This window comes from Delftia sp. SD018 (assembly GCF_017355445.1).
Lineage (GTDB): Bacteria > Pseudomonadota > Gammaproteobacteria > Burkholderiales > Burkholderiaceae_C > Comamonas > Comamonas acidovorans.
Genome location: NZ_JADDRN010000002.1, coordinates 303,017 through 315,208, shown reverse-complemented (window position 1 = coordinate 315,208; position 12,192 = coordinate 303,017). Strand labels below are relative to the sequence as shown.

Sequence of the window (12,192 nt, the reverse complement as noted above, 5' to 3'; positions counted from 1 at the left end):
GAAGCCTCACAGCTGCAGGCGGGCCTCGGCGATGCCGTCCAGCTCGGCCACCACCAGGTCACCGGCCTGGGCAAAGGCCAGGCCATTCCACGTGCCCGTAGTCACCACCGTGCCTGCGGGCACGCTGCCATAGCGGCGCACCAGTTCCTGCAGCCAGCCGGCCAGCAGCCACAGCGGATCGCCCAGCGGATGCGTTCCGGTGAACGCCTGCAGAGGCGCCGCGCCCACGCGCAGCCGGCAGACCTGGGCTGACCAGTCCCGCGGCGACTCGCGCGGCAGCAGCCGCGAAGCGTCCTGCCAAGGTCCCAGCACCAGCGCGCCATGGCACAGGCCGTCGGCGGCCAGCAGCAGCGGCGGCGCCTTCAGGTGCTGGCGCCAGCGCGTATCCACCACCTCGATGGCGGCGGTGATGCCGTCGATCAGCTCCAGGCCCTCGCCGGGCTGCAGGGCGGCGGCCATCGCGGCCGTGACATCGCGGCCCAGGCGCAGGGCGACCTCGGCTTCGATGCCGCGCAGGTGCAGCGGCGCGCCGCCAGCGACCGAGGGGCTGGCCCAGACGCCTTCTTCGGGCAGCGGCGCATGGGTCAGCGGGGCATCGCGGCGCGGCGCGCCAGACTTCCAATAGCCCGGCACGCGGCCCGGTCCCTGCTGGCTGCCGGCCACGCGCCAGCCCAGGGCGGGCGCCATGGCGGCCTGCACGGCCTGTGCATCTGCGGGCGTGCGCACCACGTCGGCCCAATAGTCGGCATCCAGCAATTCGCCGCTGTGGCGTGCCTGGAGCAGCGCATGGGCCAAGGCTGTGGGAGTGCGGGGCGTGTTCGTCATGGGGCGGCTTTCCTGGAGTGCATCGGTGGGTCTCAAGCGGCCCCGATTGTCCGCTGGACAAGGCGCTCCCAGGGTTATGCATTAAATGCATAAGGCTCTCGCTCATAAGGCGTTGGACAGCGCATAGCCCCGGGAATAAGCTCAAAACCCTCAGACAACTCTTGTGTGGAACCACCATGCAGCAACCCGCTTCGGCCGGCGTTACCAACCACGCCATCCCTTCCTACCTGCAGGCCGATCACCTCGGCCCCTGGGGCAACTACCTGCAGCAGGTCGATCGCGTCACGCCCTATCTGGGCCATCTCGCCCGCTGGGTCGAAACCCTCAAGCGCCCCAAGCGCATCCTGATCGTCGATGTGCCGATCGAGCTGGACAACGGCACCATCGCCCACTACGAAGGCTACCGCGTTCAGCACAACCTGAGCCGCGGTCCCGGCAAGGGCGGCGTGCGTTTCCACCAGGATGTGACCCTGTCCGAAGTCATGGCCCTGTCGGCCTGGATGTCGGTCAAGAACGCGGCCGTCAACGTGCCCTACGGTGGCGCCAAGGGCGGCATCCGTGTCGATCCCAAGACGCTGTCGCGCGGTGAGCTGGAGCGCCTGACGCGCCGCTACACCAGCGAGATCGGCCTGCTGATCGGCCCCTCCAAGGACATCCCCGCGCCTGACGTCAACACCAATGGCCAGATCATGGCCTGGATGATGGACACGTACTCCATGAACACCGGCGCCACCGCCACCGGCGTGGTCACGGGCAAGCCCGTGGACCTGGGCGGCTCGCTGGGCCGCGTCGAGGCCACCGGCCGCGGCGTGTTCACCGTGGGCGTGGAAGCGGCCAAGCTGACCGGCCTGTCGGTCCAGGGCGCGCGCATCGCCGTGCAGGGCTTCGGCAACGTGGGCGGCACGGCGGGCAAGCTGTTCGCCGACGTGGGCGCCAAGGTGGTGGCCGTGCAGGACCACACCGGCACCATCCACAACGCCAATGGCCTGGATGTGCCGGCCCTGCTGGCCCACGTGGCCGCCAAGGGCGGCGTGGGCGGCTTTGACGGCGCCGAGGCCATGGACGCGGCCGACTTCTGGAGCGTGGACTGCGACATCCTGATCCCCGCCGCACTGGAAGGCCAGATCACCAAGGACAACGCCGGCAAGATCAAGGCCAAGATGGTGATAGAGGGCGCCAACGGCCCCACCACCACCGAGGCCGACGACATCCTGACCGAAAAGGGCGTGCTGGTGCTGCCCGACGTGCTGGCCAATGCCGGCGGCGTGACGGTGAGCTACTTCGAATGGGTGCAGGACTTCTCCAGCTTCTTCTGGAGCGAGGACGAGATCAACGCCCGCCTGGTGCGCATCATGCAGGACGCCTTCGCGGCCATCTGGCAGGTCGCCCAGCAGCACGGCGTGACGCTGCGCACCGCCACCTTCATCGTGGCCTGCCAGCGCATCCTGCATGCGCGCGAGATGCGGGGACTGTATCCCTGATCACCCCCTGAGGCGCTGACGCGCCTTCCCCCTCTCTGCTTGCTTCGCAAGGGAGGGGGACGACACCCTCGCTGCGGGGCGGCCCTTGCTCGGTGTCCCTGACTTGGGCCGCGCCAGTTTCATGCGCTGTGCATTCTGCGAAAAAGAAAAGGCGCTTCGGCGCCTTTTTTCTTGTGGCCGCCTTTTCGGCAACGGGTTAGCACGCGTTCCAGTGGGCCTAAGCGCGGGTTTCCGAATGGCGAAGCGGATCTCCAGTCAAACCCTGGTGCCCTGGGGCCCAGGGTTTTCTATCGTTGCGGGCAGTGAACTGGAGACTGCCCATGACCGTCCGACGCAGCCTGCTGGCCCTGCTGGCCGCTTTGCCTTTTTTCTCCCTGGCTCCTGCCGCCGCGCTGGCGGCGGCCTGGCCTGAACGCCCCATCACCATCGTGGTGCCGGCCGCCGCTGGCGGCACCACGGACATTGCCGCGCGCGTGCTGGCCGAGAAGATGGGCAAGGACCTGGGCACCTCGGTGGTGGTGGAGAACAAGGGCGGTGGCGGCGGCAGCATCGGCACGGCCCAGGTGGCGCGCGCCAGGCCCGATGGCTACACGCTGCTGATGGGCAACATCGGCCCGGTGGCCATCAATTTCAGCCTGTACAAGCAGCTCAGCTACAAGGAAAGCGATCTGCGCGGCATCACCAATGTGATCCCCGTGCCCAACATCCTCGTGGTCCATGCCGATTCGCCCGTGCGCAGCGTGCGCGAGCTGGTGGAGCTGGCCAGGACCCGGCGCCTGAACGTGTCCACCTCGGGCGTGGGCCAGTCGCCGCACATGTCCTCGGAGATGTTCCGCCAGAAGGCCGGCATCGAGGTCACGCTCGTGCCCTTTCCCGGGGCCGCGCCTGCGGTCACGGCGCTGCTGGGCCAGCAGGTGGACTACATGATCGACAACCTGCCCAGCTCCATGCCGCACATCAGGAGCGGCAAGTTCCGCGCGCTGGCCATCACCAGCGCCACGCGCTCGGCCCAGTTGCCCGAGGTACCCACCATGACCGAGGCCGGCGTGCCCATGCAGGTCACGGCCTGGTTCGGCCTGCTGGCCCCTGCCGGCACGCCCGATGCCGTGGTCGAGCGCATTCAGCAGTCGGCCCGGCGCGCCATGCAGACGGCCGAGGTGCGCCAGCGCTTTGCCGACCTGGGCGGCGTGCCCGGTGGCGAGACACCGGCCGAGTACGACGCCTTCATCGCCCAGGAACGCAAGAGCTGGGCTCAGATCGTCAAGGCCGCAGGTCTGTCGCTGGAATAGTTCTCCCCACTCGCCCCTCCCATGCAAGAAGACATCGCCTCCCTGCTGCGCCAGCCCTTTGGCTCGCTGCCCGAACTCGTCGCGCTGCAGGCCAGCCAGCGCCCCCGCCACACCGCCCTGGCCATGGATGGCCGCAGCCTCGACTACGCCGCGCTGCGCCTTGGCATGGACCGCGTGGCCCTGCGCCTGCAACGCCAGGGCCTGGGCCCCGGCGACGTGGTGGCCATCTGCGCGGGCAGCTCGCCCGAGTACGTGCTGGCCTTCCTGGGCGCGCTGCGCGCGGGCGTGGCCGTGGCGCCGCTGGCCCCGTCGGCCACCGCCGGCCACCTGGGCGCCATGCTGGACAACTGCGGCGCCCGGCTGGTGCTGCGCGACGCGGACACCGCAGCGCAATGGCCGCTGCAGGCCGGACAGGATCTGCAATGCGTGGCCCTGGACGGCGCTGTCGAAGCCGGCATGCCGTGGTCGCAATGGCTGGCTGCGGACGAAGCGGACCATGGCACGGCACCCACGCCCATCCACCCCCAGCCCGACTGGCCCTTCAACGTCATCTACTCCTCGGGCACCACGGGCGTGCCCAAGGGCATCGTCCAGTCCTGGGCCATGCGCTGGGCCCACGTGCAGCGCGCCATCCACAACGGCTACGGGCCCGATGCCGTCTCGCTGTGCGCCACGCCGCTGTACTCCAACACCACCTTGGTCGCGGCCCTGCCCACCATGGGGCTGGGCGGCACCCTGGTGCTGATGCGCAAGTTCGACGCGGCGCACTACCTGGAACTGGCCGAGCGCCACCATGCCACCCACACCATGCTCGTGCCCGTGCAGTACCAGCGGCTGATGCAGTGCCCGGGGTTCGACGGCGCCGACCTGAGCCGCCTGCGGCACAAGTTCTGCACCAGCGCACCCTTCCATCCCGCGCTCAAGGCCGAGGTGCTGCGCCGCTGGCCCGGACGGCTCATCGAGTACTACGGCATGACCGAAGGTGGCGTGCGCTGCGAGCTGCACTGCCATGACTTCCCCCACAAGCTGCACACCGTGGGCAGGCCGGGGCCGGGCGCCGACATCCGCTTCATCGATGAGCAGGGCCGCGAACTGCCGCCCGGCGAGCAGGGCGAGATCGTGGGCCGCTCGGCCGGGATGATGAGCGGCTACCACCGCCTGCCCGACAAGACGCAGGAGGCCGAATGGTTCGATGCCCAGGGCCTGCGCTTCATCCGCAGCGGCGACGTGGGCCGCCTGGACGAGGACGGCTTCATCGTGCTGGGCGACCGCAAGAAGGACATGATCATCACGGGCGGCTTCAACGTCTACCCGAGCGACATCGAGTCCGTGCTGCTGCAGCACCCGCAGGTGGCCGAATGCGCGGTGATCGGCGTGCCCTCCGATGCTTGGGGCGAGACCCCCGTGGCCTACGCCGTGGCGCGCCCCGATGCCACGCCCTCGGCCGCCGAGCTGCGCGAATGGCTGAACGCCCGCGTGGGAAAGACCCAGCGCGTGGCCGAGCTGCGGCTGGCCGCCAGCCTGCCGCGCAGCGAGATCGGCAAAGTGCTCAAGCGCGCGCTGCGCGAGCAGTACCAGGCCGGCGCCCTGTCCTCTTCATGAAACGGAGTCCCCCCATGCCCATGCCCATGCACCCACTCCCGCGCCGCCGCCTGCTGTCCTGCCTGGCCCTGGCGACCTGCGCCCTGCTGGCCCCGGCCGCCCATGCTGCCGAGGCCTGGCCTGCCAAGCCCATCCAACTGGTCATTCCCTATCCACCCGGCGGCAGTGCCGACCTGCTGGGCCGCCCGCTGGCCGTGCAACTGCAGCAGCAGCTGGGCCAGCCCGTGGTGCTGGAGTACAAGCCCGGCGCAGGCGGCACGCTGGCCTCGCAATACGTGGCGCGCGCCAGGCCCGATGGCTACACCGTGCTCATGGTGCTGGCCGCCCATGCCATCAACGACAGCCTCTATCCCAAGCTGCCCTACGACACCCGCCGCGACTTCGCGCCCGTGTCACTGGTGGCCAACCTGCCCATGGTGGTTGCGGCCAGCAGCAAGCTGCCGGCAAAGAACATCCAGGAACTCATCCAGGCCGCCAAGGCCAACCCCGGCAAGCTCACCTTCGGCTCGGCAGGCAATGGCAACACGGGGCATCTTGCGGCCGAGTACTTCGGCTCCATGGCAGGCGTGCGCATGACCCATGTGCCCTACAAGGGCAGCGCGGGCGTGGTCAACGCCATGCTGGCCGGCGACATCGACCTGACCTTCGACAGCATCTCCACCTCCATGCCCCACATCCGCAGCGGGCGCATGCACGCGCTGGCCGTCACCAGCCCGCAGCGCTCGGCGCTGGCGCCCGAGGTGGCCACCATCCAGGAGCAGGGCATCGCAGGCTTCGACGTGACCGGCTGGTACGCCGTCATCGCGCCGGCCGGCACGCCCGCCGAAGCCACCCAGCGCCTGAGCCGCGAGATCGCCACCGCCCTGCGCCAGCCCGCGCTGCAGGCCCAGCTGGCCGCCGGCGGCTACGAACCCGTGGGCTCCACGCCCGAGGCGCTGCAGGCGCATATCGACAAGGAAATCACGCGCTGGGCCACTGTCGTCAAATCGACAGGTGCACGGGTGGATTGAAAGTCACCCCCTGAGCGGCTGCGCCGCTTCCCCCTCTCTCGCTTCGCGGGAGGGGGACGGCACCCTCGGTGCGGGACGGCCCTTCCTCGGTGCCCCTGAGACGGTACACGCCAGTCTCGAGCGCCGCGCCCAATGCGATGATCATGTCCATGAATACACCCATCAAAGAACACCCGGCCAACCCCTTCGAAGGCGAGGCGCCCGGCATCCTCTTCGGCCTGCCCATGCCCATGGCCCGCGCCATGAAGCTCAGCGGTGAACGCATCGGCGAAGACCGCGCCCAGATCCGCATGGGCTTTCAACCGGACCAGGCCAACAGCCGCGGCGACGTGCACGGCGGCGCCATCGCCTCGCTGCTGGACTGCGCGCTGGCCTCGGCCTGCCGCTCGCATGACCCCACGGCCTTCGGCGTGGCCACCATCGATCTCACGCTGCACTACGTCTCGGCCGGCAGCGGCGATCTCATCGCCACCGCCCACTGCGAGCGGCGCGGCCGCTCCATCAGCTTCGCGCGCGGCGAAGTGCGCGCCGAGGACGGCACCCTGGTGGCCCTGGCCACGGGGACGTTCAAGCTGATGGCGCGCAGCCCGGCACAGGCCTGAGCGCAGGGCACGCGCGGCGCCGGATGGCGCCGGACGGCACTTGCGTGCCGCCGCGTCGTCAGAGCCGCTTTTCCTTGGCCTCGATCAGCTTTTGCATCAGTTCGCAGACCTGCCTGGCCTGCTCCTGGGTGATGTCGATGTTCTCGATCACCGAGCGCTTGAACTGGATGCCGTTGACTGCGCCGCTGTTCTCGATGAAGCCCAGCGTCAGGGTGCGGTTCAGGAAGTAGATGACGGCGGCGATGCCCCAGCCGATCAGCATGACCACCAGGCCTGCAAAGAAGCTCTGGGCCATCATGGACCCGCCCATGAACAGGGACAGGGCACCGATGCCCAGCGCCGTCTTCCAGGGCTTGTGATAGCCGTAGTAGGTGGAGCAGATGCCCTGCAGGGGGATCAGGCGCGACTGGGTGCCCGACAGCGAGGCGCTGCTGAACTCCAGGCGCTCGCTGCCCACGCGGATGGTGGTGGTGGGATCGATGTTGACCTTGGACAGGATCCAGGCGACCAGGCCGCCTTCGCGGCCTGTGATGGCAATGTGGTTGCCCTTGTCGTCTATGGGTTGCTCGCTGGCCTTCCAGGCCTTGATGACCAATGCACTCACGGTAATACCCTCTCTTGAATGTTTGAGAAACCACGGGCTGTCCCGTCATGGCATTGCACCACCGGGGCCGCCTGAGGAGGGGCGATTACAGCACAGGGCATGAGTGCAGCCTTGGGCAACCAGGGCCGCTGTGCGCCATCAACCGGGTTGCACCCCTGCCGACTGCAGCAGCCGCCCCCAGACCGGAGCCTCTTGCGCCCAGGCCTTGCCGAAGCGCTGGGCCGTGTCGTCATCCACGGGAACGAAACCGGCCGCGATGATGCGGGCCGTGCCTTCGCGGCTGGCCACGGCGCGGTTGGAGATCTCGCCCCATTGCCGCGTGAGGTCGGCCGGCAGGCCCCTGGGGCCGGCGATGGCCAGCCAGCCGGACAGTTCCATGGCCTCGTGGCGGTAGCCGGCCTCGGCAAAGGTGGGCACCTCGGGCAGCAGGGGCACGCGGCGCGTGCCGGTGACGGCCAGGGCGCGCAGCTTGCCTGCATCGATGTGGGGCTTGAGCGTGAGCAGGCTGCCCATGCCGATGGGGATGCGCCCGCCCAGCATGTCCTGCACCATCAGCGCCTCGCCCCGGTAGGCCGCATGCGCCATGCCGGCACCGGCCATGTCGCTGAGCACGGCGCAGGCCAGGTGGCCGTGCGAGCCTATGCCGTAGGAGCCATACGAGAGCTTGCCCGCGTTGGCCTGGGCCCAGGCCATGAATTCGCGCAGGTTGGAGGCGGGCACGTCGGCCGTGACCACCAGGGCGATGGGCGCCATGCACACGCGCGACAGGGGCGTGAGGTCGGTCAGCGGGTCGTAGGCGGTCTTCTTGTAGAGGTATTTGTTGGTGAGCATGGTGGAGGTGGTGCCCAGCAACAGGGTGAGCCCGTCCGGCGCGGAGCGGACCACGATCTCGCCGCCGATCAGTCCGGCCGCACCGGGCTTGTTGTCCACCACCACGGTCTGGCCCAGCTGCTGGGCCATGCGCTCGCCCAGGATGCGCGCAATCACGTCGGTGGCACCGCCAGCCGCAAAGGGCACGACGATGCGCACGGGCCGCGTGGCAAAGCCGGCCTGCGCCAGCACGCTGGCGGGCCCTGCCGCCACGGCGCCGGCCGCCAGGGCCAGCGCCTGGCGCCGATTCAATCGGTTGTTCAGTCTGTCATTCAGTCGGTCATTCAATTGGCCGTTGAATCCGCTGTTCGATGCCGTCCCCGAGATCACTGCCATCACACGCTCCTTTGCCTGGGTGCCACCATGGACGGAGACACCGGATCAAGAAACCGCCGTCTCGAAATTAATCGAGTTGGCCAAGCGTATTCGAGGCAGATGGATTCACCATCAGGGAAATCATTGGACTGCTTGCACCAGAATCAGAAAACTCTGAGTGCAAAACGGCCTTTCAGTCTCATTTTGATCAAGATCGTGCTGCAGATCTCTGTTGCGCCCAGGCATGGCGCAGCAGCACCTGTTCGGCCTGCTTGAGCACGGGCGCATCGACCATGCGGCCGTCCAGCACGCAGACGCCGCCTCCGGCCTCGGCCAGGGCCTGGCGCAGGCGCTGCGCGTGGGCCACGGCCGCTGCGTCGGGGTCGAAGACGGCGTGCAGGGGCTGGACCTGGGCCGGGTGGATGCACAGCTTGCCGCCAAAGCCCATACGCCGCGCGCGTGCCGCGTCCTGGGCCAGCCGCTCGGGGTTGCGCGTGTCCACCGTCACGCCGTCCACGGCCGCGCCGATGCCGGCGCGGCGCGAGGCCAGGACCAGGGCCATGCGCATGGGCAGCAGCTCTTCCTCGCCCTGCTCGCAGGCCATGCCCGCATCGACCTGGAAGTCCAGGTGGCCGAAGGCCAGGCGCACCACCTGGGGCGCGGCAGCCAGGGCGTCGGCCGCGTCCAGGCCGGCCACGCTTTCGATGAGGGGCAGCACGGCTGCCCGTGCGCCTGCAGCCTGGGCCACCGCATGCAGGGTCTGGGCGCGCTCGGCCTTGGAGACCATGGCGCCGGCCACGCCCTGATCCACCAGCTGCGCCAGCGCGCGCAGGTCATCCGCATGCCAGGGCGTGCCTTCGGCGTTGATGCGCACCAGCAAGCGGGCACGGGCCGGACCTTCCAGCGCACCCACGGCCTGGGCCAGCGCCTGGCGGGCGCCGTCCTTGTCGGCAGGGGCCACGGCGTCCTCCCAGTCGGCGATGACCATGTCGGCGCCGCTGTCCAGGGCCTTGCCCAGGCGCTCGGGCCGCGTGGCGGGGACGAAGAGAAAGGAAGTGGCCTGTCGCGCCAGATCGTGCATGCGGATGTCCTTGGGAGAGCGGTTTATTCGGCCGAGACGCCTGCGGCCTTGATGACCTTGTCCCAGCGCGCCACCTCGGCCTGCAGGTGGGTGCGCAGGCCTTCCGGCGTGGCCTTGTCGGGCGTGACCAGGTCGGAGCTGAGTTCGGCGATGCGTTTCTTGACGTTCTCGTCCTTGATGGCCACGTTCAGCGCCTTGTTGATGGCCATGACCACCTCCTTGGGCGTGCCCTTGGGCGCGTACATGCCGTGCCAGACCTTGACGTCGAAGCCCTTGAGGCCCTGCTCGTCCAGCGTGGGGATGTCGGGCAGCGAGGACAGGCGCTTGGGCGTGGTCACGCCGAAGACCTTGGCGCGCTGGCCGTCCTTGATCACGGGCACGGTCTGCGTGGTCTGGTCGCACAGCAGGTCCACCTGGCCGCCCATGAGGTCGTTCATGGCCGGGCCTGCGCCCTTGTAGGGCACGGTGGTGAGCTTGACGCCCGCCTGGTGCATGAACAGCATGCCGCACAGCTGGGAGACGGCGCCGATGCCGGCATTGGCCAGCGAGACCTTCTCCTGGTTCTTCTTCACGTAGTCCAGCAGCTCGGCAAAGGTGTTGGCCGGGAAGTCCTTGCGCGACAGCAGGGTCATGGGCACGTCCAGCACCTGGCCGATGTACTCGAAGTCCTTGAGCGGGTCATAGGGCAGCTTCTTGTACAGCGCAGGCGCCGTGGCCATGCCCATGTGGTGGATGAGGATGGTGTAGCCGTCGGCCTTGGCCTTGGCCACGCGGTTGGGCGCAATGGTGCCGCCCGCTCCCACGGTGTTCTCGACCAGCACGCTCTGGCCCAGCACCTGGCCCATGGGCACGGCCAGCAGGCGCGCCACCACGTCGGTGGGGCCGCCAGCGCTGTAGGGCACGACGAGGACGACGGGCTTCTCGGGCCAGGCCGCGGCCAGGGCGCCGGTGGTCGTCCCGCCGGCGGCAAGGGCGCAGGCGGCGGCCGCTGCGTAAACGAGGCGGCGGCGGAAAGAAGTGGTGCGTTGCATGGTTTGTCTCCTGTGCACTTTGGTGGAAGCGGGAGGCGCTCTGTGGTGGCGCCTTTCCCATGGATTCGCCGGCCGGGGCCGGCGCGAAAACTCAGTCAAGAACTCAGTCAAGCAGGCGCTGCACGCGCGGCCAGTGCGCGATCTGCCACAGCCGCGCTACAGCGGCCTGTGCGGCGTCGTCCTGCAGGGCACCGCCATAGGCGATCAGGCGCAGCGCCTTGGCCGTGATCTCCTCGCGCGACAGCGTGTTGCCCGGATCGCCCTTGGGCTCTTCCACACGGCCGTGCAGCGTGCGGCCATCGGTGGTGAGCACGGTGACCTTGCCGATCCAGCGCTGCGGGTAGGCGGCATCGACCTCGGGGTCCAGCACCATGCCCACCTTCTCGCGCAGGGCCACGGTGGTGGCGGCCAGGTATTCGTTGTCGAACTCGTCCAGGCCCGCATGGCCGTGGCGCGCGGCCAGCGCCAGCACCGTGCCCATGGAGAACTTGCTCTGGTGCACCGTGCCGGGATCGACCACGGGGCCCAGCACGTCGATGGCGCCCTGGTGCACGTGGCAGGTGACCTGCGCCAGGTCGGCGGGGGCCAGGCCGTGGTCCTGCATGACCTGCAGCAGCGCGTCGGCGGCCGGGTGCGTGTGGCGGCAGGAGGCATGCCATTTGAACGAGGTCTCGGCCGTGGCCCAGCGCGTGCCGATGCCGTCCGTGAGGCGCGTGGGATCGGCGTCCGTGGACATGCCTGCCGCCAGGCCCTGCGGCCCGGTGAAGATGTCCTGCGCACCGGTGAATCCGTCCCGGGCCAGATAGGCCGACATCAGGCCCGCAGCGGCCGCATGCGCCGTGTGCAGCTGCTTGCTGTCGGCGCCCGTGCGCAGGAACTCCCACAGCCCTGCCGACTGCGTGCCCGCCGAGCCGAAGGCATGCTGCATCTGCGCGGGCGTGAGGCCCAGCAGCCGGCCCACGGCGGCCGCGGCGGCCAGGGTGCCGGCCGTGGCCGTGGTGTGGAAGATGCGGTAGTGGCTGCGGCCCAGGAACTCGCCCACGCGGATGCCGACCTCATAGCCGGCCACGCAGGCGGCCATGAGCTCGGCGCCGCTGGCGCCGATGCTCTGCGCCACGGCCAGCGCGGGCGGGAAAACCACGGCGGCGGGGTGGAAGACCGAGCCGTTGTGCACATCGTCCTGCTCGGCCACATGCGAGGCCGCGGCATTGGCCAAGGCCGCCATCATGGGCGAGGTGGTGTCGGCACTGCCCAGGATCTCGCTAGGCCCCTGCGCCGGTCCCTGGGACAGCGCAAAGCGCGTGATGCTCTGCACGGGGCGCGCGCCCTGGCCTGCGAGCACGGAGCCGAACCAGTCCACCCAGAGGTCTTCGGCGCGCTGCTGAACGGCGGCGGGAACGTCGTCCCAGCGCAGCGAGGCAGCGAATTGGGCCAGCGGATGGATGCTCACTTGGGTGTCGTTTTTCATGGGTTGGGTCTCCG

11 protein-coding genes are annotated in these 12,192 nt (G+C 69.3%); 5 read left to right on the top strand and 6 right to left on the bottom strand.

Features of this window, described 5'->3' with window-relative positions; genetic code table 11:
• Positions 1 to 6: 6 nt before the first annotated feature.
• A complete protein-coding gene (locus INR38_RS04440) occupies positions 7 to 825 on the bottom strand; it encodes a fumarylacetoacetate hydrolase family protein (protein ID WP_207442904.1) in 819 nt (272 codons plus the stop codon).
• A gap of 176 nt (positions 826 to 1,001) precedes the next feature.
• Between INR38_RS04440 and INR38_RS04435 the strand changes: the two genes are divergently transcribed.
• The 5 genes from INR38_RS04435 (at position 1,002) to INR38_RS04415 (ending at position 6,809) form a co-directional block, all read left to right on the top strand.
• Entirely contained in the window at positions 1,002 to 2,306 is a 1,305-nt protein-coding gene (locus INR38_RS04435; RefSeq protein ID WP_013800098.1) for a Glu/Leu/Phe/Val dehydrogenase, read from the top strand.
• A gap of 320 nt (positions 2,307 to 2,626) precedes the next feature.
• Positions 2,627 to 3,595, top strand: a complete 969-nt coding sequence (locus INR38_RS04430; protein WP_207442905.1) for a tripartite tricarboxylate transporter substrate binding protein — start codon at positions 2,627 to 2,629, stop codon at positions 3,593 to 3,595.
• A 21-nt stretch (positions 3,596 to 3,616) separates the two neighbouring features.
• Positions 3,617 to 5,197 (top strand): class I adenylate-forming enzyme family protein, encoded by a 1,581-nt coding sequence (locus INR38_RS04425; protein ID WP_207442906.1) that lies wholly within the window; start codon positions 3,617 to 3,619, stop codon positions 5,195 to 5,197.
• Positions 5,198 to 5,217: 20 nt separating this feature from the next.
• The gene (locus INR38_RS04420; protein WP_207442907.1) at positions 5,218 to 6,207 is read left to right on the top strand and encodes a tripartite tricarboxylate transporter substrate binding protein; all 990 of its coding nucleotides are present in this window, start codon (positions 5,218 to 5,220) and stop codon (positions 6,205 to 6,207) included.
• Between the two features lie 149 nt (positions 6,208 to 6,356).
• Entirely contained in the window at positions 6,357 to 6,809 is a 453-nt protein-coding gene (locus INR38_RS04415; protein WP_207442908.1) for a PaaI family thioesterase, read from the top strand.
• A 58-nt stretch (positions 6,810 to 6,867) separates the two neighbouring features.
• Here the strand turns inward: INR38_RS04415 and INR38_RS04410 are convergent, their stop codons facing one another.
• The 5 genes from INR38_RS04410 to INR38_RS04390 all read right to left on the bottom strand — a co-directional run bounded on the left by INR38_RS04410 (position 6,868) and on the right by INR38_RS04390 (position 12,178).
• The gene (locus INR38_RS04410) at positions 6,868 to 7,413 is read right to left on the bottom strand and encodes a hypothetical protein (RefSeq protein WP_012202143.1); all 546 of its coding nucleotides are present in this window, start codon (positions 7,411 to 7,413) and stop codon (positions 6,868 to 6,870) included.
• A gap of 138 nt (positions 7,414 to 7,551) precedes the next feature.
• A complete protein-coding gene (locus tag INR38_RS04405) occupies positions 7,552 to 8,619 on the bottom strand; it encodes a tripartite tricarboxylate transporter substrate binding protein (protein WP_207442909.1) in 1,068 nt (355 codons plus the stop codon).
• A gap of 187 nt (positions 8,620 to 8,806) precedes the next feature.
• A complete protein-coding gene (locus tag INR38_RS04400; RefSeq protein ID WP_207442910.1) occupies positions 8,807 to 9,679 on the bottom strand; it encodes a CoA ester lyase in 873 nt (290 codons plus the stop codon).
• 23 nt (positions 9,680 to 9,702) lie between these two features.
• Complete coding sequence (locus INR38_RS04395; RefSeq protein WP_207442911.1) at positions 9,703 to 10,710, bottom strand: tripartite tricarboxylate transporter substrate binding protein BugD; 1,008 nt, start codon at positions 10,708 to 10,710, stop codon at positions 9,703 to 9,705.
• A gap of 103 nt (positions 10,711 to 10,813) precedes the next feature.
• On the bottom strand, positions 10,814 to 12,178 hold the full coding sequence (locus tag INR38_RS04390; RefSeq protein ID WP_097205500.1) for an MmgE/PrpD family protein: 1,365 nt from the start codon (positions 12,176 to 12,178) through the stop codon (positions 10,814 to 10,816).
• Between the last annotated feature and the right edge of the window lie 14 nt (positions 12,179 to 12,192).

Excerpts from the sequence above, each read along its gene's own strand:
- INR38_RS04430 (WP_207442905.1), top strand. The coding sequence starts at position 2,627 with ATGACCGTCCGACGCAGCCTGCTGGCCCTGCTGGCCGCTTTGCCTTTT.
- INR38_RS04415 (WP_207442908.1), top strand. The coding sequence starts at position 6,357 with ATGAATACACCCATCAAAGAACACCCGGCCAACCCCTTCGAAGGCGAG.
- INR38_RS04400 (WP_207442910.1), bottom strand. The coding sequence starts at position 9,679 with ATGCACGATCTGGCGCGACAGGCCACTTCCTTTCTCTTCGTCCCCGCC.
- INR38_RS04405 (WP_207442909.1), bottom strand. The coding sequence starts at position 8,619 with ATGGCAGTGATCTCGGGGACGGCATCGAACAGCGGATTCAACGGCCAA.
- INR38_RS04395 (WP_207442911.1), bottom strand. The coding sequence starts at position 10,710 with ATGCAACGCACCACTTCTTTCCGCCGCCGCCTCGTTTACGCAGCGGCC.
- INR38_RS04435 (WP_013800098.1), top strand. The coding sequence starts at position 1,002 with ATGCAGCAACCCGCTTCGGCCGGCGTTACCAACCACGCCATCCCTTCC.
- INR38_RS04440 (WP_207442904.1), bottom strand. The coding sequence starts at position 825 with ATGACGAACACGCCCCGCACTCCCACAGCCTTGGCCCATGCGCTGCTC.
- INR38_RS04420 (WP_207442907.1), top strand. The coding sequence starts at position 5,218 with ATGCCCATGCACCCACTCCCGCGCCGCCGCCTGCTGTCCTGCCTGGCC.
- INR38_RS04390 (WP_097205500.1), bottom strand. The coding sequence starts at position 12,178 with ATGAAAAACGACACCCAAGTGAGCATCCATCCGCTGGCCCAATTCGCT.
- INR38_RS04425 (WP_207442906.1), top strand. The coding sequence starts at position 3,617 with ATGCAAGAAGACATCGCCTCCCTGCTGCGCCAGCCCTTTGGCTCGCTG.